The 20,012-nt window shown below is 49.0% G+C and carries 29 protein-coding genes; 14 read left to right on the top strand and 15 right to left on the bottom strand.

What is annotated here, in order from left to right; translation table 11 throughout:
- Window positions 1-535: 535 nt before the first annotated feature.
- The 4 genes from AACV78_RS25170 to AACV78_RS25155 are packed head-to-tail and all read right to left on the bottom strand — an operon-like array spanning window position 536 to window position 2,385.
- Window positions 536-1,525, bottom strand: a complete 990-nt coding sequence (locus AACV78_RS25170) for a tyrosine-type recombinase/integrase (RefSeq protein ID WP_194074345.1) — start codon at window positions 1,523-1,525, stop codon at window positions 536-538.
- 9 nt (window positions 1,526-1,534) lie between these two features.
- Complete coding sequence (locus AACV78_RS25165) at window positions 1,535-1,723, bottom strand: hypothetical protein (protein ID WP_194011906.1); 189 nt, start codon at window positions 1,721-1,723, stop codon at window positions 1,535-1,537.
- Between the two features lie 44 nt (window positions 1,724-1,767).
- Window positions 1,768-1,911, bottom strand: a complete 144-nt coding sequence (locus AACV78_RS25160) for a hypothetical protein (RefSeq protein WP_194011907.1) — start codon at window positions 1,909-1,911, stop codon at window positions 1,768-1,770.
- Between the two features lie 21 nt (window positions 1,912-1,932).
- Window positions 1,933-2,385, bottom strand: coding sequence for a hypothetical protein (locus AACV78_RS25155; RefSeq protein ID WP_194011908.1), 453 nt, complete (start codon window positions 2,383-2,385; stop codon window positions 1,933-1,935).
- Between the two features lie 254 nt (window positions 2,386-2,639).
- On the opposite strand from AACV78_RS25155, the gene AACV78_RS25150 reads away from it, so the two are divergent.
- The gene (locus tag AACV78_RS25150; protein ID WP_194011909.1) at window positions 2,640-2,891 is read left to right on the top strand and encodes a hypothetical protein; all 252 of its coding nucleotides are present in this window, start codon (window positions 2,640-2,642) and stop codon (window positions 2,889-2,891) included.
- Window positions 2,892-3,697: 806 nt separating this feature from the next.
- Here the strand turns inward: AACV78_RS25150 and AACV78_RS25145 are convergent.
- Window positions 3,698-4,042: a hypothetical protein gene (locus AACV78_RS25145; RefSeq protein ID WP_041623816.1), complete on the bottom strand. Its 345-nt coding sequence runs from the start codon at window positions 4,040-4,042 to the stop codon at window positions 3,698-3,700.
- Between the two features lie 658 nt (window positions 4,043-4,700).
- Complete coding sequence (locus AACV78_RS25140; RefSeq protein WP_194011910.1) at window positions 4,701-4,961, bottom strand: hypothetical protein; 261 nt, start codon at window positions 4,959-4,961, stop codon at window positions 4,701-4,703.
- 307 nt (window positions 4,962-5,268) lie between these two features.
- Between AACV78_RS25140 and AACV78_RS25135 the strand changes: the two genes are divergently transcribed.
- From AACV78_RS25135 to AACV78_RS25120, 4 genes are read left to right on the top strand one after another with little or no spacing between them, the layout of a single operon-like run.
- The gene (locus tag AACV78_RS25135) at window positions 5,269-6,111 is read left to right on the top strand and encodes a hypothetical protein (RefSeq protein ID WP_194011911.1); all 843 of its coding nucleotides are present in this window, start codon (window positions 5,269-5,271) and stop codon (window positions 6,109-6,111) included.
- Complete coding sequence (locus tag AACV78_RS25130; RefSeq protein WP_194011912.1) at window positions 6,101-6,406, top strand: hypothetical protein; 306 nt, start codon at window positions 6,101-6,103, stop codon at window positions 6,404-6,406. Before AACV78_RS25135 ends, AACV78_RS25130 begins: the two co-directional genes overlap by 11 nt.
- Window positions 6,406-6,567 carry a hypothetical protein gene (locus AACV78_RS25125; RefSeq protein ID WP_015211676.1) on the top strand — a complete coding sequence of 54 codons (162 nt, stop codon included), beginning with the start codon at window positions 6,406-6,408 and terminating at the stop codon, window positions 6,565-6,567. The genes AACV78_RS25130 and AACV78_RS25125 overlap by 1 nt, the downstream gene beginning before the upstream one ends.
- Before the next feature lie 39 nt (window positions 6,568-6,606).
- Entirely contained in the window at window positions 6,607-6,801 is a 195-nt protein-coding gene (locus tag AACV78_RS25120) for a hypothetical protein (RefSeq protein ID WP_015211677.1), read from the top strand.
- A gap of 193 nt (window positions 6,802-6,994) precedes the next feature.
- On the opposite strand, the gene AACV78_RS25115 is transcribed toward AACV78_RS25120, so the two are convergent.
- From AACV78_RS25115 to AACV78_RS25080, 8 genes are all read right to left on the bottom strand, one after another.
- On the bottom strand, window positions 6,995-7,504 hold the full coding sequence (locus tag AACV78_RS25115) for an ASCH domain-containing protein (protein WP_015211678.1): 510 nt from the start codon (window positions 7,502-7,504) through the stop codon (window positions 6,995-6,997).
- Window positions 7,504-7,764, bottom strand: a complete 261-nt coding sequence (locus tag AACV78_RS25110; protein ID WP_015211679.1) for a hypothetical protein — start codon at window positions 7,762-7,764, stop codon at window positions 7,504-7,506. The genes AACV78_RS25115 and AACV78_RS25110 overlap by 1 nt, the downstream gene beginning before the upstream one ends.
- Window positions 7,765-7,768: 4 nt before the next feature.
- Window positions 7,769-9,706, bottom strand: coding sequence for a hypothetical protein (locus AACV78_RS25105; protein WP_015211680.1), 1,938 nt, complete (start codon window positions 9,704-9,706; stop codon window positions 7,769-7,771).
- Window positions 9,706-10,260 (bottom strand): hypothetical protein, encoded by a 555-nt coding sequence (locus tag AACV78_RS25100; RefSeq protein WP_015211681.1) that lies wholly within the window; start codon window positions 10,258-10,260, stop codon window positions 9,706-9,708. The genes AACV78_RS25105 and AACV78_RS25100 overlap by 1 nt, the downstream gene beginning before the upstream one ends.
- A gap of 18 nt (window positions 10,261-10,278) precedes the next feature.
- Window positions 10,279-10,998 (bottom strand): hypothetical protein, encoded by a 720-nt coding sequence (locus AACV78_RS25095; RefSeq protein ID WP_015211682.1) that lies wholly within the window; start codon window positions 10,996-10,998, stop codon window positions 10,279-10,281.
- 62 nt (window positions 10,999-11,060) lie between these two features.
- On the bottom strand, window positions 11,061-11,441 hold the full coding sequence (locus AACV78_RS25090) for a hypothetical protein (RefSeq protein ID WP_015211683.1): 381 nt from the start codon (window positions 11,439-11,441) through the stop codon (window positions 11,061-11,063).
- A gap of 4 nt (window positions 11,442-11,445) precedes the next feature.
- Window positions 11,446-11,622 carry a hypothetical protein gene (locus AACV78_RS25085; RefSeq protein ID WP_015211684.1) on the bottom strand — a complete coding sequence of 59 codons (177 nt, stop codon included), beginning with the start codon at window positions 11,620-11,622 and terminating at the stop codon, window positions 11,446-11,448.
- A gap of 2 nt (window positions 11,623-11,624) precedes the next feature.
- On the bottom strand, window positions 11,625-12,161 hold the full coding sequence (locus AACV78_RS25080) for a hypothetical protein (protein WP_015211685.1): 537 nt from the start codon (window positions 12,159-12,161) through the stop codon (window positions 11,625-11,627).
- A gap of 171 nt (window positions 12,162-12,332) precedes the next feature.
- Between AACV78_RS25080 and AACV78_RS25075 the strand changes: the two genes are divergently transcribed.
- The 3 genes from AACV78_RS25075 to AACV78_RS25065 are packed head-to-tail and all read left to right on the top strand — an operon-like array spanning window position 12,333 to window position 13,663.
- Window positions 12,333-12,566 carry a ribbon-helix-helix domain-containing protein gene (locus AACV78_RS25075; RefSeq protein ID WP_015211686.1) on the top strand — a complete coding sequence of 78 codons (234 nt, stop codon included), beginning with the start codon at window positions 12,333-12,335 and terminating at the stop codon, window positions 12,564-12,566.
- 60 nt (window positions 12,567-12,626) lie between these two features.
- Complete coding sequence (locus AACV78_RS25070; RefSeq protein ID WP_150111724.1) at window positions 12,627-13,319, top strand: hypothetical protein; 693 nt, start codon at window positions 12,627-12,629, stop codon at window positions 13,317-13,319.
- Window positions 13,307-13,663, top strand: a complete 357-nt coding sequence (locus AACV78_RS25065) for a hypothetical protein (RefSeq protein ID WP_051041626.1) — start codon at window positions 13,307-13,309, stop codon at window positions 13,661-13,663. Before AACV78_RS25070 ends, AACV78_RS25065 begins: the two co-directional genes overlap by 13 nt.
- 122 nt (window positions 13,664-13,785) lie before the next feature.
- On the opposite strand, the gene AACV78_RS25060 is transcribed toward AACV78_RS25065, so the two are convergent.
- Window positions 13,786-14,127, bottom strand: a complete 342-nt coding sequence (locus AACV78_RS25060) for a hypothetical protein (RefSeq protein ID WP_015211688.1) — start codon at window positions 14,125-14,127, stop codon at window positions 13,786-13,788.
- A 171-nt stretch (window positions 14,128-14,298) separates the two neighbouring features.
- Between AACV78_RS25060 and AACV78_RS25055 the strand changes: the two genes are divergently transcribed.
- From AACV78_RS25055 to AACV78_RS25030, 6 genes are all read left to right on the top strand, one after another.
- Window positions 14,299-14,550: a ribbon-helix-helix domain-containing protein gene (locus AACV78_RS25055; RefSeq protein ID WP_015211689.1), complete on the top strand. Its 252-nt coding sequence runs from the start codon at window positions 14,299-14,301 to the stop codon at window positions 14,548-14,550.
- A gap of 47 nt (window positions 14,551-14,597) precedes the next feature.
- Complete coding sequence (locus AACV78_RS25050) at window positions 14,598-15,137, top strand: hypothetical protein (protein ID WP_015211690.1); 540 nt, start codon at window positions 14,598-14,600, stop codon at window positions 15,135-15,137.
- Between the two features lie 488 nt (window positions 15,138-15,625).
- Entirely contained in the window at window positions 15,626-15,829 is a 204-nt protein-coding gene (locus AACV78_RS25045) for a hypothetical protein (protein WP_194011913.1), read from the top strand.
- A gap of 129 nt (window positions 15,830-15,958) precedes the next feature.
- Complete coding sequence (locus AACV78_RS25040; protein WP_194011914.1) at window positions 15,959-16,222, top strand: hypothetical protein; 264 nt, start codon at window positions 15,959-15,961, stop codon at window positions 16,220-16,222.
- Entirely contained in the window at window positions 16,222-19,008 is a 2,787-nt protein-coding gene (locus AACV78_RS25035) for a phage/plasmid primase, P4 family (RefSeq protein ID WP_228042441.1), read from the top strand. The genes AACV78_RS25040 and AACV78_RS25035 overlap by 1 nt, the downstream gene beginning before the upstream one ends.
- The gene (locus tag AACV78_RS25030) at window positions 19,002-19,319 is read left to right on the top strand and encodes a hypothetical protein (RefSeq protein WP_194011915.1); all 318 of its coding nucleotides are present in this window, start codon (window positions 19,002-19,004) and stop codon (window positions 19,317-19,319) included. Before AACV78_RS25035 ends, AACV78_RS25030 begins: the two co-directional genes overlap by 7 nt.
- Window positions 19,320-20,012 lie beyond the last annotated feature (693 nt).

The following is a 20,012-nucleotide window of genomic DNA, read 5'->3' as shown; positions in this document are numbered from 1 at the left end:
CTAGTCTGATATCGAAAATAAGATTGGGTTGGGGAGAAAAGGATTTGAAACCTTCCAACTTAAGTTAAACCTCACTGATTCAGAAATCGCAGAGTTTCGAGGTAAGCCAGCGAAAATAACCTTTTCTTTAGACGGTGGCGATTCCGTTTACATAGATAATGTTTTCTTCAAGGGGTATAGCCGAGATACGCGCATTCCGAGGACATGACGTAAAGTTTTGTAAATATAAGACAAAATGACTTGAAGTAGCAAAGCCTGAAATGTTTAGCAGTAAAAGATGGACGCTTTTTGGGTCTGTACGGAGGCAGAGTATTGGTTATACTCTGCCTTCTCAAACTTGGTTGAATAGTCAGCTAATTTAGGATGCTTTTGTGCTTGCAAGCTTCCTCGAAAGCAAAGTCGCGACTTATTTGTTACGTTTCTTAATATCACGTCCTCTGAATGCAGGTATCTCGGCTTTACCCCGGCAAGTGCGATCGCACTTGCCAAAACCAAAATCCCTCAATTACTCGAAAGTTGAGGGATTTTTCTTGGCTCAAAACATCCCATCCAGTAAGTCGGTAACGGCCCCTTGGTCGCGGCTGCGATTATCGTCGTACACCATCAGAGTATTCAAATTCCTGTGCCTGCTGAGTTTCTGAACCTTCCGCACATCCCCGTCTGTTGCATCCAGTGCCGCTGTGATGGCTGAGTGCCGGATTCGGTGGGGACTCATTTGTTTTTTGATACCAGCCTTTTCGCTATAACGGACAACCATCTTGCAGATACCGTCGCCGCTAAGTCTGTGTCCACTGTGGGCGGAGTCAAGTGCTATAAAAAGCGGGCTATCGGGCGAGCAACTTCCCCTTGCTTCCAACCAATCGGCGATCGCCCGAACAGTCGCCACGCCCAAGTCCACTACTTCCGACTGAGTGCCGCGTCCCTTGCCAAGAATTCGCAAAGTCTTACCGGCCGGGTCAAAGTCACAAACACTCAACTGACTGATTTCGTTTCGCCGCAAAGCATTACCCCACAGCAAACGCAGCAAAGCATAGTCTCTCTTGCCAGCTTTCGTTGCCAGATCGCACCCGCTCAAAATTCGCTCAAAAGTGGCTCTATCAACGCCCGTTGTATCTCGGTAGCCGACAATTTTCTCCCCTTTGATGTCCCCTAAAGTATAGTGACACACGCCGAGCTTGCGACCCATTTCCACCAACGATTTAACAGCCGCCAGCCGCCGATTGACCGTGGCCTCCTTGAGTCCCTTGTCGATCAGCTTAGCTTTGTACTTCAAAACCACCGAAACTGCTTGCCGTTCCTCAAGGTGCAAAAACTCCAAAACGTTATCAGGCAAGGCGGGCATCCCCGTCATAGTTACCAAAAAGTCATTTACGTCCCTCTCGTAGGCGCGGCGAGTATTTTCGGAGCGCTTGTCGGCGAGTAATTGTTTGAGCACGTCAGGATCGGTATCTAGAGTATCGAAATATCTTTCAATTTTGGCATCGAGGGAAGCTTCCAGGCGGGCGATCGAAATTTCTGCTTTCATGATTTTTTGTTATTGATAACGGAGGTTTACGATGGCATGGGGGTAAAGGTTGCGTCTCAGTCCGGGGGCTGTGGTGTTTAAACGGCTAGGAGTTTTAGTTTCCCAAGTTTTGCCTGCATCTGTCGCTTGATTTTCGGCCTCTTTGACTCGCGCCGGAATCGTTTCGTCGGCTTTCGGATTTAACTGTCGTGCCTGCATCTGTCGCATGATATTGAAAATGCCCGCTGATAATTTTGTACCCGCTACTGTCGCGCACCAGCACGCCTGGGAATTATGAAGCCACCGATCGCCAGACTTAACTCGCCCGCTATGGAGAGTTCGTTCTCATCTTCATTGTGGGCTGGCACATCTGATGTGATGCGCTTGACCGAGACTAACGAGAGCATCAATTTCTTGGCGGAGACTGGTTAATAGCGGTTGTTGCCTGAAATCGGAACAGTCGAAACTTTCTTAACTGGCACTGGTTGCACGCCTGCAAGCCCATTATCACTTCGATTCGGTGGCTGCTCGTCGTTTGTCCCGATTGCAACTGGTGCGGCTGTTTCCGTTTTAGTGGCTGCGAGTGCGATTGTTTCTGTGGCGATTGGATATTCTTCGGTTGCGTCGGTGTGGGCGATCGGCGCTTCAACTTCGGCGGCAACAGGTTCAGGAGTTTGTTCGGCTTCAGCTTTTGCGAGCGCTTCAAAACAAGACACTGTGGCTTCCCAATGTCCCCTTTTTACATCAGAGGCTGTCTGACTTACAGAGCAACAGTAGCGATTCCCATCAATATGGCGGGCAAAAGGGCCGTCAGCACAGGTGAAGGTAGCGGGGGCGGAATCGTCGATCGATCGTCGTGGCTGTGGCAGTGTTAAGTTCATGTCAGTCCTTCTCTTGGGGCTAAATTCCACCGGCCCTCGGCGTCCAAACTTCGGGCCGGTGGTTGTTTTTGTACTAGATGAATACTAGCACTTTGCCTAGTTAATGTCTAGCAATTTAGCGAGTATTTGTGTCTAGTATTTCTCCTGAGTCAATGCTAGTATTTTTGTCTAGCTTATGTACTAGATACCGCTAGCGAACCCTCCCATCGCTGGGGGCGGGCAACTGTTAGCTAGCGTCCCGGAGATCGGACTCTGTGACGATTGCCTTTAACCTCGCTGCGATTGCTGCGATCGTCCCTTTTGTGTCGGTTCCCGGAGCCGATGCCAGCTTGCGGATTGATTGGATCGAAAGTTTATTAAGCCGTCCCTCGATGTCCGGCGTTGTTGGCGCGATCGGCCGGCGCCGTGCTAGGGTAGTTGGCGCGGTAGCGTCGGTGTGGCGATCGGTTCTGGGGCGGTCGGAGTTTTTTCGGGCACTGGTTTTGTTTGTACTAAATAAATACTAGCACTATACCTAGTAGACATTTAGTAATTAAGCTAGTTTTTGTATCTAGTATTTCTCATGAACCAACGCTAGTATTTTGTCTAGTTAATCTACTAGATACCGCTAGCGATGGGAGGGTTCGCTAGCGGTCGGGCAACTGTTGCTGATAGTCTTGGATCTCGCGCTCGCTTGGCTTGTAGGGCTGCGATTTGGGCATTCGCGGCGTCGATTTTTGAGGCGATTTGAACGAACTTGTTGGCTAACAGAGTCATTGTTCTTCGTCCTTTGGTTGTGTGTGCTGATTGTGAAGCGTATGTAGCGAGCGGTTTGTGTCGTTTCCGTTTCGCTCTAACAAATACTAGCATGATGTCTAGTATACGTGAGGGCAGAGACACTAGACAAAAAGCTCGATTAAGATGCTAGATAAAAAGCTATTTGTGTACTAGCATAACGTCTAGTATATATTGATAGTTTACGCGAACACTAAGGTCAAAAGCAACCCCATCCTTTGCAGATGGGGTCAAGTATCTGGCAAATTTCAGCATTCCAAGTTGAGCCAGCACCGCCGACTGATTTTCACTTTCAAGCACTAGAGCCGGTATCGTCTCGCCGGCGTGCAGGGTTGAATTTTCGTGCCAGAACTGCGGCGTGAGGCTTGAAAGTGGCCAGAGATGACTTTGTACCCATCGCCATCTCGCCGTAACACCGGGGGAATTACGAAGCCACCAAGAGCCAAACTCAACTCCCCTGCGATTTCTAATTCGTTCGCGTCAAAGTTGCAGGCCGGGATATCGGACGTGATGCGCTTGACCGAAACCAGCAAGAGCATTAGTTTTTTGGCTGGCGGAACCTGGAAGAGCGTCCGTTATCTCCCCGGTTCGGCGGTTCATCGCCGTTGTTGGTTCCGGTGGCTGTAGTTGGTGTTGCCGTTACTACGGGAGCAGTAACGGGGATGGCTGCTGCTGGTGCGGGTGTCGTTGGTGCGGTTGCGGGTGTCGTTGGTGCGGCGTAATGTTTTTTCGGTTGTGTCGATTGCGTCGGCTTGGGAAAAGGCGCTGCTGTTTCGGCGGCAACAGGTTCAAGAGTTTTCGTGGCTTCTGCTTTGACAGCTTCGTAGCAGGATGTCCGCGCTTCCCAGTGACACCTGACAACATCGGCGGCTGTCTCCGACACTTGGCAGACGTAGCGGTTATCCTCAATCAGGCGGGCAAAGGGACAGACGCTCGCAAGTCAGCGTGGCGGCTGTGGGGCGGTCGATCGTCGGTGTGGCAGATTGTGTTACGTTCATGATTAGATCCTTTGGGATTTAGCCACCGCTTTAGGCGTCAGAAACTTTGGGCGGTGGTTTTGTATGTACTAGACATATACTAGCGTTTTGCCAGCCATGTCTAGCGTTTTGCCAGCCATGTCTAGCGTTTTGCCAGCCATGTCTAGCGTTTTACCAACTAATATCTAGTATATTTTTCTAGTTTGTATGAGTATATTTGTCTAGTTTGTATGAGTATATTTGTCTAGTTTGTATGAGTATATTTGTCTAGTTTGTATACTAGATACCGCTAGCGATGGGATGGTGCGCTAGCGGTTGGGCAACTGTTAGCCAGCGGCCCGGATATCAGACTCTGTGACGATCGCCTTTAACCTCGCTGCTATGCTTGCCGCGTTCCTTTTGTGTCGGCTCCGGGAGCCGATGCCAGGCGAGCGAATCGACGGGATCGAAAGTTTATTAAGCAGTCCCTCGATGTCCGCCCCTGGTATTGGTGTCGCGACTGTCGGCTTGCGAAAAGGCGCTTCCGTGGTAGCAGCAGCCTCAACGTCAATTGCCGGGTCAATCTCAAGCTCTGCCGAAGTTTCCGGCGCAATTCGGTGCGGTAGGTTCCGGCTCGATCGGCTCAGTCGCTTTTGCGAAGGCCGGGGAGAGAATGCCGATCGCCGAGGAGTTGAATTTGCTCTCGTTAGCCGCTTGGAAAACTTCCACCTGAGACGGATCGACGTGATGCAACATCATCAGCGCCGTGTCTACCTGCTTGAGCGCCGACTGGCAAGCTTGTTCGACTGATAGTAGTTGCTCCTGGTGTTCTTGCAGTTCGCTCAATTTTGCCAGTCGGCGCGGTGATTTGAGCGTTTGTGGTGTCGAGCGCGCTCTGCAATTTGAGCGAACTTGGCGGCGAGTAAGTTAATCATGGTTTCTACGTGTGGTGTGAAGTGTGTATGTAGCGCGGGTTGTGTCGGTTCCCGTTTCGCTATATTTATATACTAGCAATTTGTCTAGCAATTATTAGCTAATGTCTAGTATTTGTGAGGATTAGCGCTAGTACATTTGTCTATTTTGTATTTAGACAAATATACCAATATACTGCTAGATTAGAGCTAGTACACCAACTAGACATTGAGTAAAAACTATGGCAGACAAAGAACGCCTTCAACTGAACCTGCGACTAGACGGACGGCAGGATTTGCTAGACACCATCAAAATCATGGCTAAAAAGGAAGGATTGAGCCTCAATGCTTGGGTTGTGGCGGCACTGGCCGAAAAAGCAGGGATGAAGCCTGCTAGACCTGCACCAACCGATGATTTAGAATCAGCAATCACCTCTGTACTAGACAAGGTACTAGGCGGCAAACTAGCCAACATCAAGTCAGAGCTGAGGGCGGAATTGGGGGAGTCCGCAGCCGCTCGCGATCGCAACCAAGAGGAATCGCTCAGGCTGGAATTAGCCCAAACCAAGCGGCAGTATATGGAATTGCTCGAAAATTCAGCCGCTACTATTGGCAATCTCAAGAAGGAATTAGAGGAAGCGCGATCGCAATTGGCAACTGTGCAGGCCGATCGGGATGAACTAGCCCAACTCAAGAAAGAAGTTAAGGAAGCTGCGACAGAGATTCACCTGGAGGAACGGTCGATCGAGACTCAGAAACTCCGCTGGCAACGTGAACTTTCTGATGCCAAGTCTGAGCTAGCCGACGCTAAAGCAACCATTCTCAAGCAAGGGGACAAGATGCGGGAATTGGAGCGGGGATACAATTTCAAGCCTAACCCCGCAGAGTCCGCCTTGAGGCTGGAAATAGGCGACTTGCAAGATGAGCTAGACGCTTACAAAAAACAGCAGCCAGCCACTGCCAGCGAACTACCAGAGCCAGCCGACTTGCTCAATCAGTTGAAGGGGCGACGTAAGAAATCTAAGGCAGAGTTAGCAGATGTTGAGAAAATCTTAGAAATCCTTGAGGGTAACGATGACGAATAAACAGTTTGAGCAATGGATGGATGCAGAGAAGGCAAAGCTTGCTGAGTGCCTGCGGGGTAGCGGGCGGCTAGATGAGGATGGGCCCGATATTCCCGGAATAAGTGGAGCCGACAGCTTAAAAGATCAATACTATTGGTTTGAGTTGGGCAACAACACCCCGCCAGCCGAAGATGGCATCGACTGGGAAGCTATCGAAAAAGAGCTAAAAGCCTTTGCTGGCGAGGTAATTACCGAATGGTACGAAAAGAAGAAAGCCCAAGATAAGCGCGAAGCCTACGAGATGGGGAGGGAGTGATGATGATGAACCAACTTGAACAGAAAACCTTTAAGGAGCTCAAAACGATCGCCCACCAGCTCAACGCCAAACCGACGGGGAGCCTGAAACAGCGCCAGACTTGGGAAGCGGCGATTATCAACCAAGCTCAAAAAATGGAGCCGCTTCGATCGACGCGGTGACAAACCCCATCCTCCGCACCTATTGCCTCGGTGGCCGGGATGGGTGTAGCACTCTCGACGATCGAAGCGGCCCTCGAATTGGTTGAGCGGCACTGCTACCCCAGTCTTTTTCGCAAGGCCAGTCCGATTGACTTAATCGAGAACAGTCCGGCGGCTCAATTGGCGGCGAAAGTGTTGCCCGGTATTTTGGGCCCAACAAAAACCCCCGGCACACGGGCGGGGGTTTCTAAATGAAGGGTAATTAATAATTGGTAATTGGCAACGGGTGTTACCCCAATTAACTTAACCACAGTGTAGCGGCTTAGGAGTTTGGGCGATCAGTACAATAGGTTTGTCGTTTCAGCAGCGGCGACACATTCCAAAAAAGAAGCCCCCGGAGATTCCCGGAGGCTTCTTTTTTATTCGAGCTAGTGTTCGTTTGTTGTTGTCAAATCACCGACAACACAGTCCGGCTCGGTTCATCTGTGACAAGGTAGCGCTCGGTTTTGTTGGCGATGTTCAGTGTGGCTATCTGTTCATGGGTTAGCTGTTGAATCTGCTGCGGTGGCTGCCAGCGATGGCCCCAGTTCTGCCGAAGTCGGGAAAGCGCGATCGGACTTGGCAGAAGTTCGGCGGCATCAACCCAAACACCAATACCCGATTCCTGATTGGTGTAATAAGTCTTGAACTGTTCGCGCGATACTTTTGCCAGCCTTCCTTGCCGAGATTCTTGCCACAGTCGATCGAGAGCTAGCAACTCACGCTTGATAACTTTGACTGTGCCGATTACTTCGCCTACTGGCAAAGTCGAATAAATGACTATACTGTCGCCAGCTTGGAGGGATGCTCCAAAACTTCCTTTCCTGAGTTCGATCGCCTTTGGGTTGTAGGTAAGGAAGAAGGCTCTTGCCCAGCGCGGATGTACGGATATCAGGAAAGTGTGGGAAGATTTAATCATTAGTTTGTACCATCCGGCTCTTTATCATCGGGATTGTAAAGACCATCAAAATCACAGTAATTGCACCCGCATCCTTCACACCGAGGGCATATAGCAAGTGCCGGATATTCAGCCTCAAATTGCTTGATAGTAGCCTCTACTTGCTTGCCTAAGTCTTTGCTCTCTGTGTAGCTCTCAAGCACCATTGCTGTGATGATTTCCTGTGCTTCCGGTGAGAATCCATCGGGGATGAATTTCGAGATTAATTCCTTAAGTGTCATTGGTTTATTCCTCCCCATTGATTAGTCGATCGAGCATTGCCCGCGCTTCAGTATATAGGGCGTGATTCCTTCCCCCGCGACGCACTCCCCACAATAGCCAGATAGTCTTTTCTTGCCCTAATTCTTGCGCGATGACGAGCTTGGCTAACTTCATTTTGTCCTCCTGTTCCAGCGGAGAATCAGCGGCAAACACTGCTTTTTCGGCTGTTCCGGTTAACAACTGTTCCAGCATCTCAGAAAGGTGTTCCCTTTGTTCAATAAGGCTTCCGGGCTGTTCCGGTTCTGGCTCTAGCGGGGTTTTGGGTGTTCCAGAGTTTTCCGAAGTGTTGGGAGTGTTCCACGTCGGAACATCGGCAACTGCGGACTTATGCACGTCAATTTTGGGCATCAAGCCTAATACTGGATTCCCGATCGTAGATAGAATAATTGGGGTTTGTTCAGTCATTGAAGGCTCGATTAACAGCCTCAAATCTGACGTTAATCTGTCTCTGGTTTCCTTACTGGCGATGACGTTTGAGTTGTTTAACATTTGCTCAATTACACCATAGGAGCCTTGCTCTTCATCATTGCTCGTAGTCCTCACTAAACCCTGAGCTAACAGCGCTAAATTAAGCCGGATATTACAGTCAGCAACACCACTAGAGGCGATGTTGAACGATTGCGTACAGATGAAGTAGCCGACATTGTATTGCCCCCCGACGGTAGCTATCGTTCCCAGCTTAGTCGCGACAGATTCCCAGATAGCAGCATTTCTTTTTTGGGACAAACATTGATGAGTCGCAAACCAATCTTCTAAGATTAATTTGATTGGTCTGTCGCGGTAGGTTTCCTCTGTCGCAGGTTTCGACTTCCGGGTCAACAACTTTTCGTAAACTTCATCAAGGAACTGCATTGACTGTTCAACCTGCATAGGGTCAAAAACCATCAGACGATTGCTACGAACCCCTGGAAAGTCTTCGTATTTCTGGGAAATCACGTAAATGTCAGACCGTGGGAACCTCGTTATCAAGTCCCCTAACCACTTGTGCAGAGTGTGTGTTTTGCCGCACCGGGTAGGAGCTGCTAGGAAAATTGATGTATTGATGCCCGCTAAAGAATTCAAGACTTTAGCGGCTATTTGTCGGGATATCTCAAGGTTGGGATTTGGCTCAATGGCTGGTGCTGCGACTGACTGATCCACTTTGTCGCCGGGGTTATTGATGCCTGCCAGAGTTTGTGTCAGGGACAACAGGAACGGAGTCTTTTGATTCCGCAAGAACTCCATATATTCTTGCTTTTTGTCATCCGACAGTCCTGCCGTTTCCGCCTCAAAGATGGCTTCCTCAGCATCTAGTTGAGCGATTTTGATGTCAGCCTCACCTAATACTTCGCACTGTTTGAGTACCACGGCCCGATCGTTCGCAGCAGCTTCTAAGTCAGCTTGCAGGTGAACTTCAGAGATTGCAACACCGCGATAATCCTCCAACAACTCCCCGCGAGCCGTGATTTCGCCTTTCGCTAAGTCGCGTTTTTGGGCGATGGCTTCATAGCCGGCAAGTTGGCGCTCGGAGTTTTGCAAGCTCCGCAACCCCACTCCCGCAGCACCAAAACTACAGGCAGAAAGCAACATCCACAGCGCTTTATGGGGATTAGTTGCGGGGATGGACTTACGAAAAACTACCTCACCGGGGATGCCGTCCGCTTTCCACTGTTGGGCGTGGTACTCGGTCATCAGGTAGGACTTGCCAGATTTGTCGGCACATTGCAGTGTCTGTTTGTTGCGGATGCAGACTTGTACCGTATCGCTTGCTGTCCCCTTGAGAGCTTGTATGCCGCCACCGCAAGCGAGAGCTAGAGCTACGCCAACTGCCGACAGTTTGGTCGTTACCGAAAATCCCTCAAAAGTCAACAGCAGTGCGCGATTCGATTTAAGTAACTGAGCGTGTTTTGCGGTTAGTGCCATTACTTGCGCCCTCCTTTGAGTTTGAGAACTAGACAAAAAACGATGATGGAAAGCGCTAGAGGGGGAAAGTAGTTCAGGTACAGCATCGGATTCGTTGGCTTACCCGCTGCCCTAATTTGTTCAATGCCTGTGGTGATACGTGCTTTTGCCCCTGATGCTTGCTGCGATTCGGAGATAGGTTCGGATAAGCTGGCAATCATGCCCCCAGTTACTCCCAGTCCGACAATTGCAGAAGTCCAGCGGTTGCCTGATTGCCCGGTAATCTTGGCGGCCAGATAAATTTGATAAAGTCCGATCGCGAATACCGACCCGCCCGCGACTTGCATAGAGTGAAAAGCAAACACCACTGCCGAACCTAGTGCTGCGGGTGCTGCGACTTCGCAGAAATTGGCGGCATCTCGGTAGTTGCGTTCGGCGTTAGTCTCTGGCAATGGGTCAATAGTCGGTGCTGTAGCTTGCCGATATTGCTGTTGTTGTGACTGTTGTGGCTGTTGCTGTTGTTGAATGCCCCCTCCCGTAAAGGAAAGGGGACTTGACCCGATGAATTCGTGCATTAGTCAGTCCCCTTTTGTTTAACGGTTGAAGTTGATTAAATTTGCGAACCAACCCCCAAACCCTCTAGCCGTACCAGTTGCTGACACGCCGTTAGTTGGGTTTGATTGCCCGCCAACCATCACTGGCACTTTGTCTTGAATACCTTGGCTTGTTCCATTTGTTGCTCTATTTAGCAATTCTTGGCGCTTTGCCCTAAGCCCTTCTTGGATTGATTGACGTGTTGCTGCAACCGCCCCCCTGTTGGCGATCGCCCCCATCTTGTTCTCATGCGCCCACATCTGAGCTTGTAAATCTTGCTGGAGTTCGTGGGCAATTTCGGTCAATCCCTTCTGCCTTTTGTCCTCAATCTTGAGCATGGTTGCCCGGTCTTTGGCATCCAGCAATTCCATCTCGGAACCAAACTCCGCATTGAGTTTGCGTATTTTAGCGATGGCATTTGCAACTTTAGATCCAAATGTTTTCCGTAATTCTGTCCATGTCACTTGCCCTTCAGCAACTTTCGCCATTGCTTCAAAGTAGGTGCGGGCGTTGTTTAAGAATGGTTCCAGAACTAAGGCAAGCTGTTCAGCATTATTTGCTTTGTCGGCAAAGGCTTCGAGCTGGCTAACATCCGATAGATAGGAGATGATGTCAGATTCTACACCGCCCCATTCTGAAGCTTTCTCATCAATGTGTGGGCTGTGTCCGGCGGCTGGATTGGCGATCGCCAAACTGCTGTTGTTACGTCCAAAATCCATATAAAATGTCCTTAGATGAGTCCCCCAGCGCAAGCTAGGGGAAGAATTACGAGCCAGTCGATTTACTTTCCTAGGGCGATCGGCTGGCTTTGATTTGTCATTTGGTTGAGCTTGTCGGATACTCGATCGGCTGCCTCGTGTCCGACATGGGATAAAAACTCCCCGCGTCGCCAACTTTCCGAAAGTTCGATCGCACGTTCTAAGTCGAGCCCAACTGCGACATACTGGCACTCAGGAAAGTCCATCTCTTCGGATTCATCCTCTGGCATAGCTTGCCAGCCGATGATGAAATTTTCGATCGTTTGTCGCTGTTCGGGAGAGAAGCGGGTATCAGGGGCCAGATTATCAAAGATTTCGAGATAAGAGGCCAGCCGATAAAGGGCATCATCCCCGCAATCAGGGATAAGAGCGATCTGAGCATCTATGTAGCTAGAATTTTTCATCTTTTTAATCCCTCAAGCTTTGAATTTGTCCGATTATTTCAATCCCCTTCGCGTCGGTAATTCCTTCTTCTCTCAGGCTTTGGGCTGCCACTAGAACAGCGTCCTGAGACTTTTTGGCACTGACATTAAACACTCGCGGGGTGTTGCTTTCGCGTTGCACTTGAACTTTGTAAAAAGCCATAATTACGACTCCTGTAAGTCTGCAAGACCGGCTTTGACTTCTTCGGTAAAGCCCATCCGCACCTCTGCCGCTGCCTGTTTTCCTAATGCGCGCCCCAGTTCTCGGTAATTGTTCAGTAACCCAGATTTAAAGGAAGCAATTTGGGTCAGGTTGCTGTCAGCCACAGTTGCAGCAGTGGTAGCGATTTGGTTGTGTTGCCCCAAATAAACAATTGCTGACGATGCTGAGACAGATGGCGCGGCCGGTGTCTTTTCCACTAAGTTGCGGAGTTCGGTAAATTTTCCATCGTTCAGGAGTTCGATCGCGTCCAAGGCAATTTGAGAATACTTGGTCGCTCTCGCACCACCGCGTCGCAGGGCTTTGATGTCAATGCCGTAGATGCCCTGCAATTTAGCGATCGCCTTTTGCAGTCCCGACTTGTTCAAATTAAGAATCCGCTGCACTTGCGCCGCTGAGTACCAACGTTCAATCGATTCTTCCTTTGGAGTATCGATTTCTGTAACCTCTACGTCAATCACAGCCTGGTTTTCAAGTTCCATAGTTTCGCCGGCTTTAGGAGAATCAATTCAGAATCGATTTGGAATCGATTCGCTATGTGTGCTATTTTAGTCTCAGCTTACATCATCTGTCAATAGTGATGTAAGTGATGCTAAATTTTTGTATTAGGAGACTTTTGCGGATAATGGTGAATATGTAGACACCACAAAGCAATGACCACTAAAAGGCCACGAACTACCATCAGCTTTGACGATGATGAATATGCAGAATTAAAAGAATGGGCGGATTCTGAATATCGCACCATCCCTCAATTAGTTCTGGTTTTTGTCAAAAGGGCGCTGGAGGAACGAAGAGAACGCAACGGCCAAGACTCGCAGACAGTAACCGTCGCGTCTACAACAGTAAGACCGACTGCAACAGCGAAAGCTAAGCGGAAAGGCAACTAGAGGTGCTAGTTAATGTCTAGCGCTTCTCTAACAAATGTCAAGCATTGGAGAAAAAACTTAGTGACCGAATCAGTTAGAGCCACCCGCGCCATAGTACAGATAGGCTCTCTCACAGTCGATGGGTTCATGCTGCCAGACGGCAATTACCGCATGAGCCAGACACAGGCGGCGGAATGTGTTGGAAAACCTGAAATTAACGCCCGACGGTTTTTGAGTTCGCGGTTTCTTGAAGGTAAACCGTTTGCGTTGATTGACGTGGAAACGCCTTGTGTGATAAGAGGCGCAACGAGAATTCGGGCAGTCTCATTCGACCAAGTTGTCGAGTATTGGCAACATCAGGTTAGGTTGGGCAATCAAAAAGCTGTGGCTCTCCTAACCCAGCTTTCACGCAACGTCACACCTGGACTAGAACAATTCAAAGGAATGCGTGTCGTTTCAGTTGCCAAACAACGAGTTAAACGCGAACAAGACTACGAGAAGTGGTATGTTAACCAACTTCAAGTAGAGATTGGAGGTGAAACTGAAGTCCTGACTCCTGCTGGTTCAATTGACCTGTTAACGACTTCTCAACTAATCGAAGTCAAGCATATCAAGAACTGGAAGACTGCGATTGGGCAAGTCCTGGTTTACAGTGCATATTACCCATCGCACGAAAAACGAATTCATCTCTTTGGAACCTGTCACGAGTCATTCCTAGATACCGTTAAGCAACACTGCCAAAGACAAAACATTGTTTTGACATGGGAACTATAACCGCACTCGAACGAACGACACTTTTGGATTCAAAAGCTATCAAAGCTTTACTGGGTCAAGGTTATACGCCCGACACTATTGAGATTGAAAGCTCCGATCAACTTCGCGGTCAAAGTCGATTCAATGCCCTTCCCTTAGAAGTGGCTACTGCTTACTGGCTTACTCAGGCCGGCGAAGGAAAGAAACAAGCATTGAGCTTAGTTTGGGCGCTGCTGACTGAAACCCTAGAACGTCGCTTTGACACTGCTTTTAGCATCACTCGCACCGAGCAGGAGCGAGACGAATTGCTCAGTCAGCGAGTTCAACAGCTTGAGCGCGATATCCGAGAGGCATTCGCTTGTTGACGATCGAGCCAGAATCGAACGCGACCACTACGAACGGTTGCTTAGAGAAAACGGCATCGACCCTTGGAAAATTCCGGGGACAGGCGATGAGTCTGGCTGAGCGGCAGCAACAGCAAAACTGACTATCCCGTCTCAGCTATTCCGCCGATCGAGGGAGAAGATGCGGCGGGGGATGCTTCTACTAATTTCCGCAATTCGCTAAGCTTCCCTGCATTCAGCAATTTGCAAGCTTTCAGGGCAAGCTCAGAGTATTGAGTGGCCCGTGCAGCGCCACGGCGTAAGGTTGCGATATCGAGGCCGTAGATGCTCTGGAGTTTGGAAATCGATTGCTGCAATCCCGCTTTGCTCAGTTTCAGCAGCCCTTGGATTTGTTGGGCGGAGTACCATTCTTCAGCATCCTCTGGCTCAGAGTCAATCGATAATTCGGCTTCAACGTCAATTACAGCAAGGTTTTCGGATTCCATCGTTTAGTCTGTTTTAAAAACGACATTTATCGATAAAAACGATTTCTATCGATGTGTGTTAATATAGCAGATAGCTTTGGAAGCCGTTAAACATCTTATGAAGCTATCCCAGAATCACCATTGAGGACAGCTTCTGCGGTTTACTGAAAATATTTGAGATCTTCGGAGCTTATGGGAGTTACTAAAAAAGCGAAAATTACATTTACTTGTGAGCCAAGTCTTAAGGACGGTTTAGAGGTATGGGCACAATCAGAAAGTCGCACTCTCTCAAATTTGATAGAGATGATTGTTCGACAAGCTTATCAAGAACGCTCTACTCCCGATCGCCCATCCGATCGCCCCCCTGAACCGCAGCCAACACAAGCAAAGCCAGCAACAGCAGCGAAAGCTAAGCGGGGCAAGGCAAGTAAGGGTGCTAGTTAATGTCTAGCAACTATTTAGTAAATGTCTAGCCAAGGAGAAAAAACTTAGTGACCGAACCAATCAAAGCCATAAACGCCACCATCGAATTAAGCGATACCTTGTCAATTGACGGGTACATGATGCCAAACGGCGAATTCCGAGCGGGTGCAGTCAGCGTATCCGCAGTAATGGGTTACAAACGTAACTGGCTTTTGGAGATCGAGGATAAGTCCCCAGATAAGCTAAAAGCGTTATCAGACAAAGGTTATAGAGGCACGAGTCTGATACCAGTTCAAAGGGCTGGTAGAGGCGGAAGTAACAAAGCTCGAACTATCAGCCTCAAAGACCTCACCACGCTAATAACGGTTGAAGCGCTTGCTGGCAACAAACGAGCGATCGCCCTTCAAGCAGCCTTCACCCTAGAAGGACTGGACTCTCGGTTCCGAGATGCTTTTGGAGTACAGCAGCGGACACCGGATGAAAAGCGGCGGTTCTTTGGCCTGACTTTTGAGGAGTTTCTTGAGGCATTAGCTGAAAATCGGGCTGAGCTAGAACAGTTGCGGCTACCGGGCGATGACTTGTATTACCCAGAGGGCGATGAGGAGTGACCCTTGGGCATTCCGGGGACAAACGATGAGTCTGGTTGAGTTACTATCAAGGTTCTCCCAGCTGATCGCCCGTGGGCATCGCGACTGTGGGAGTGATCAGCTACCTATTAAATAGATCGTTTACGGTTTTATTAGGGGTGAGAATACCACTTTATGTAAAGTGGTAAATACGCTAAATCACCGATGCCTACTGGTTTCTCGATCCAATTCTCTGGTATTTTTTGGTGGATTATAAGGCTGTCAAAATACACCATATCTCTAAAAAAATCAATAGGCGCTCGACTGATATATAGTCGTCTATCTACGCTAATAACTATTTTTTTAGGCAAAAGCGAGGGATGCTGTTCGATCGACACAGTAAGGATGCTGGGATTTTGTGTCTCGAATTAGCCAATATCGCGCGATCGAGACAAATTTTCTAAATTGATGGCAAGAATTGCGATCGATACAGTACCATTGTCAGTAACTCTAAAGCGAGGGCGGGGAAAATGGCGCGAAGGTGGAAGCACTCGGTAACTGTTTACTTAACTGAGGATGAATATCTATTAGTTACGGGCAAAGCATCGCAACTAGAAACTTCTAGCTCTAGCTTTACTAAGCAAGCGCTTTGGACTTACCTAAATCAACTCGACAAGCACATGGAATCGAAAACTAAAACGCGATTTCAAAACGAAGAAGCCCTGGTAGCATAGGCTTCCAGAGCTTCTTTTTTTATCTTAAATAGTCCATACTTTTGTCGCTAAGTCTTGGCAGGCGAACGACAAAAGTTAACCACACATCAACTCGGCATCCTAAAAAGATTGCCGATTGCTATCCCTATCATGCCATACGTTGAAAAAAGAATAAAGCGCTATTTTTACGCTGTTTTTGGGGTTGATGCTAGCTTGCTGGCTAGTCTTTGTGCCATCTGTAGCGGTGCGATCGCACGTTCCCGGAATTCTTACACTACCCATAGAGTTATCCATAAGTTTCAAGAGCCTGCAAAGCCTTGTACTGATTCAATTCTGCCACAAACTCCGGTAAATACGCAATATAACCGGGGATTGTTTGGGGCAACCTTTGAAGCGATCGGGGGTGCGGTGTAATGAGTACCACACAATCTACACAAGAAAGCCAAGGACTTGATACCGCGCAATCCACGCCGGATTTGAAGGGATTAGGAACGCTATGCAGCATCGGCGAAAAATTCCTCACCCCCGAACATGAAGCCCACATCGCAGGCAGAGGCTTACTCAATCCTTGGGCCCGCGAATGCAGCTTCAGTGCCAGCATCGCCCAAGCTTCGCTCTATGGGATTTCGACAAAATCGGCGGGCATCCTGTTCATAGGGCAAAATGGGCAAGTACAATTCCGGCCTGATGTCCGAGAACCGAAGCGAGGCAAAAAGGAGCCGCCAAAATATCTAACGTCAGTCGGAGAATTCGATGCTTTTGTCCCCCCATCCCCCGACAACCCGCTCTACTGGGAGATTGAAGCCCTAAAGCGAGAAGCTTTTTATATCAATGATGTGCCTTATATCCTCCTTACTGAGGGGGTATTCAAGGCCCTTGCTGGATGCTCAAATGGCATCCCTACAATTTCCCTGCTGGGAGTAGAGCAAGGTCTTACTGGCAAGGCCCGCGACCCCGAAAATCAGCGATTCCTAGTACCCGCACTGAGAAAGCTCGCAGAAGCTGGCTTTGGCTTTATCATTGCCTTTGATGCTGATGCGGCCACAAATCCAAATGTGCGGGCGGCCGAGAAGAAATTGGCCAAGCAATTGGCTAAATTTAAAGTACCAGTACGCTCAATTACTGGGTGCTGGGAAGCTGGTCCGAAGGGTGAATTTAAGGGAATGGATGATTTTATTCAGAACAAAGGAATTGAAGAATTCCGAGCAATCCTTACCAAAGCCAAACTATTTGATGAAAAAGAGAGCGATGCCAAGGGGGAGAAAAAAAGCAAAATCCCTAGCTCGGATGCAATGGCGCGACAGATTGCAGAGGATTATCGAGATAAGCTTGCTTTCAATAATGAAGTGCTTTGCTGGTATCGATACGAAGCCGATGCACCGGGCATCTGGAGCCCGGAGACTGATGAATTTATCGAGTCGATCGTCTATAAAATCATTGAATCTAAAGGGATTATTAATATCCCCCCTAGCTATATTGGGGCCACGGTGCGATTCTTGCGCTGCAAGCTGATAGAGCGAAAATGGCAGCCCAAAACTGGATTACTCCCCTTTCAGAATGGAGCTCTAGAAATAGCTACGAGTAAACTACACCCACACTCACCGGGGTACAAATTCACCTGGGCACTGCCACGACCGCACTCGATCGTCGCGACTGACTGGGGGAATATTTCTCAATGGCTTGATACTGCTACGGGAGGCAATCTGCATATCAAGAATCTCCTGCTAGCCTACGCCGCTGCTACTCTTAAGGGTCGTGCTGATATCCAAAAATTTCTTCATCTTATCGGCATTGGTGGCAGTGGGAAAGGTACATTTTGTCGCCTGCTAATATCGTTAATCGGCATCGAAAATACCCACAGCTCCACACTGGATGATTGGTGTAGTAATCGCTTTGAAGCGGCCCAAGCTTACGGTAAGCGGTTGCTAATATTCCCAGACGAAGACAAGGGAACTCGATCGTTGGGCAAGTTCAAACAGTTGACCGGCGGCGACTGGCTACGGGCCGAAGAGAAAGGCAAAAAGCCCTTTAAGTTCAAGTTTGAGGGCATGGTAGTTGTTGCCTCAAATTTCCCGATCTTTGGAGCTGATAATTCTAGCGGTATGTCACGCCGCACAATCGCTGTACCCTTTAATGCGGCGGTAGGTCGTAATGCCCGCCGCAATCTTGATAATGATTTTGAGCCAGAACTGCCGGCCTTCACAAATTACCTGCTTTCTCTAGATGATGCTTGGGTAGCCAATACCTTGCGCGGCGTGATGGACATTCCTGAGATTGGGGCCCAATTCTGGGAGAGCAAGATTCGGGAAGATTCGATCGCGGGATTCCTAAATGACAAACTAATTTTCGATCCACTTGGGCAAGTATCAGTCGGCGACTCCCCCAGCGCCGAGGGCACACTGTACCAGGTTTATCACCAATATTGCTCTGATCAGGGCCACAAACCGCAGGCAGTAAAGAACTTCAGCCCCAATCTAATTGAATGCGCCAGCACAATCCTCGGATGGCAGATAGAAAAAGCGCATACCAAGATAGGCAAAATCATCAAAGGGCTGCGACTTCGCACTAAAGCAGACGAACATCTCCCGACCTACGATTACGAATTGCAATTGCGCTGCAAAGCTGGTGACGGATTCGGTGACGGGTCGGTGACGGATTCGGTGACGGGTCGGAACACATACCCAGAGCCGATTACAGCGATGGTGACGGATTCCTCCTATACTCAGGTGGAAAAAAATATTGATAATACAACAACAGAAATCAAGGAAGCTCCAAAAGGGATTAGTGAAGATGAAATCACTAATGCAGGAGATGATATAGGGCTTAATCCGTCACCATCGCCGGAACCCTTACCAGTAGTCAATCCTGACCCGTCACCGCATCCGTCACCGCATCCGTCACCGATCGTGCCACCGGAACCACAACCGGAACCAACGCCGATCGCACCGCCAGAGTCAATCATCAAACACCACAAAGAGTTCACAGAGGGCGACCGCGTGGTTATAACCGAAGTCGGCAACATCCACCACGGGCAGAGGGGAGAGGTAGTTTACGTTGGCTACGGCAGCAGAGAGACGGATTATAAAATCAAGCTCGACAAAATATCGCACAACCTGCAAGTGATTACAGTTGCGGTTCCGAAAATCTCACACGCGCCCGTCCTGATGCAATTGAAGGCAGAGGGAGAGGCACCATGTTAGAAACTACGCAACAGTCCCGATCGCCCTCCCCGTCCTCGATCGCCCAAGATGCTCACGCCGAATGTGTCGAGTTCATCCGATCGGCAATAGCCGAAGCCGATCGCACCACGGCCCGCCATATCGCAGCAGTTGTTACGGAAGTTTGCGAAAACGGACACGCAGATCGCGCCGCCATCTGGCAAGCCCTAACGCCATCGCCTGCAAACCGAATATCGCGAACTACTCGCACCGCCGCCAATTGTCCAGAGTTTTGCCCGACGGATTCTAGAGGCTACTGGCTGGCAGTCTCCGGGAGTAGCGGCGGCCATTGATTGCGACTTGCAGAGCGCGATCGACGCTGGGGAATTTAAGGAGGCGGAATTAGTGGGGATTGTGGGTGATCGGCACTTCCTAGATTTTCGGGAGTTGGTCACACGTTGCCCAAAATACTTTGCCAAACTCCCCGCACCGCAGATCGAAGCCGCCACCAAAAAAAATAGCTAATTTTGGTGTGCCCAAAAGTCAGGCAAGTGCCGTATAAAGTCAGGGGTTTGCTGTACAAAGTTAGTGAGATACAGGTATTTGCAGGGACTGCACTTTACCTATATTTACACGAAAATATCCAGCAAACGGCTACAAATGCCTGAATTTGTCGGTCAAACGGCTGCCTTTTTGTGCTGTTCGTGTCTTGACTTGTTGAGACTGGTTATGGCTGTTCTCAACAGGTAGCAAGCAATGGTTTTGCGATCGCAAACCTGACTTTTACGTGCAGACAAAAAATATCCACCCCCTATCAATATTGAGCATATTGCTTACCCGACTTTCAAACTCGCTCGGACAACAACTGTTTAACCGATTGCTTCATCGTGAGTCCGACAACAGCAATTTATGCAACTGCCAAGGCTGACATAACGACTGCTGCACTACCGACTTTCTAGCACTTCGGAAATTTGATTTTTAATTCAACTTACCATACCGAAACTTGACTATTAAATCAATTCAAGTTTTGTTAAAAACGCTAAAAA

Source organism: Tychonema sp. LEGE 07196, assembly GCF_963890365.1.
GTDB lineage: Bacteria > Cyanobacteriota > Cyanobacteriia > Cyanobacteriales > Microcoleaceae > Microcoleus.
This window is presented reverse-complemented; position numbering and strand designations above follow the sequence as displayed.

Bases quoted from the DNA above. Each gene is read 5' to 3' on its own strand.
- AACV78_RS25040 (WP_194011914.1), top strand. From the start codon at position 15,959: ATGCCATACGTTGAAAAAAGAATAAAGCGCTATTTTTACGCTGTTTTT.
- AACV78_RS25035 (WP_228042441.1), top strand. From the start codon at position 16,222: ATGAGTACCACACAATCTACACAAGAAAGCCAAGGACTTGATACCGCG.
- AACV78_RS25045 (WP_194011913.1), top strand. From the start codon at position 15,626: ATGGCGCGAAGGTGGAAGCACTCGGTAACTGTTTACTTAACTGAGGAT.
- AACV78_RS25085 (WP_015211684.1), bottom strand. From the start codon at position 11,622: ATGGCTTTTTACAAAGTTCAAGTGCAACGCGAAAGCAACACCCCGCGA.
- AACV78_RS25115 (WP_015211678.1), bottom strand. From the start codon at position 7,504: ATGATTAAATCTTCCCACACTTTCCTGATATCCGTACATCCGCGCTGG.
- AACV78_RS25065 (WP_051041626.1), top strand. From the start codon at position 13,307: ATGGGAACTATAACCGCACTCGAACGAACGACACTTTTGGATTCAAAA.
- AACV78_RS25135 (WP_194011911.1), top strand. From the start codon at position 5,269: ATGGCAGACAAAGAACGCCTTCAACTGAACCTGCGACTAGACGGACGG.
- AACV78_RS25125 (WP_015211676.1), top strand. From the start codon at position 6,406: ATGATGATGAACCAACTTGAACAGAAAACCTTTAAGGAGCTCAAAACG.
- AACV78_RS25155 (WP_194011908.1), bottom strand. From the start codon at position 2,385: ATGAACTTAACACTGCCACAGCCACGACGATCGATCGACGATTCCGCC.
- AACV78_RS25060 (WP_015211688.1), bottom strand. From the start codon at position 14,127: ATGGAATCCGAAAACCTTGCTGTAATTGACGTTGAAGCCGAATTATCG.
- AACV78_RS25095 (WP_015211682.1), bottom strand. From the start codon at position 10,998: ATGGATTTTGGACGTAACAACAGCAGTTTGGCGATCGCCAATCCAGCC.
- AACV78_RS25165 (WP_194011906.1), bottom strand. From the start codon at position 1,723: ATGCAGGCACGACAGTTAAATCCGAAAGCCGACGAAACGATTCCGGCG.
- AACV78_RS25055 (WP_015211689.1), top strand. From the start codon at position 14,299: ATGGGAGTTACTAAAAAAGCGAAAATTACATTTACTTGTGAGCCAAGT.
- AACV78_RS25100 (WP_015211681.1), bottom strand. From the start codon at position 10,260: ATGCACGAATTCATCGGGTCAAGTCCCCTTTCCTTTACGGGAGGGGGC.
- AACV78_RS25110 (WP_015211679.1), bottom strand. From the start codon at position 7,764: ATGACACTTAAGGAATTAATCTCGAAATTCATCCCCGATGGATTCTCA.
- AACV78_RS25160 (WP_194011907.1), bottom strand. From the start codon at position 1,911: ATGCTCTCGTTAGTCTCGGTCAAGCGCATCACATCAGATGTGCCAGCC.
- AACV78_RS25075 (WP_015211686.1), top strand. From the start codon at position 12,333: ATGACCACTAAAAGGCCACGAACTACCATCAGCTTTGACGATGATGAA.
- AACV78_RS25090 (WP_015211683.1), bottom strand. From the start codon at position 11,441: ATGAAAAATTCTAGCTACATAGATGCTCAGATCGCTCTTATCCCTGAT.
- AACV78_RS25080 (WP_015211685.1), bottom strand. From the start codon at position 12,161: ATGGAACTTGAAAACCAGGCTGTGATTGACGTAGAGGTTACAGAAATC.
- AACV78_RS25030 (WP_194011915.1), top strand. From the start codon at position 19,002: ATGTTAGAAACTACGCAACAGTCCCGATCGCCCTCCCCGTCCTCGATC.
- AACV78_RS25120 (WP_015211677.1), top strand. From the start codon at position 6,607: ATGGGTGTAGCACTCTCGACGATCGAAGCGGCCCTCGAATTGGTTGAG.
- AACV78_RS25130 (WP_194011912.1), top strand. From the start codon at position 6,101: ATGACGAATAAACAGTTTGAGCAATGGATGGATGCAGAGAAGGCAAAG.
- AACV78_RS25170 (WP_194074345.1), bottom strand. From the start codon at position 1,525: ATGAAAGCAGAAATTTCGATCGCCCGCCTGGAAGCTTCCCTCGATGCC.
- AACV78_RS25105 (WP_015211680.1), bottom strand. From the start codon at position 9,706: ATGGCACTAACCGCAAAACACGCTCAGTTACTTAAATCGAATCGCGCA.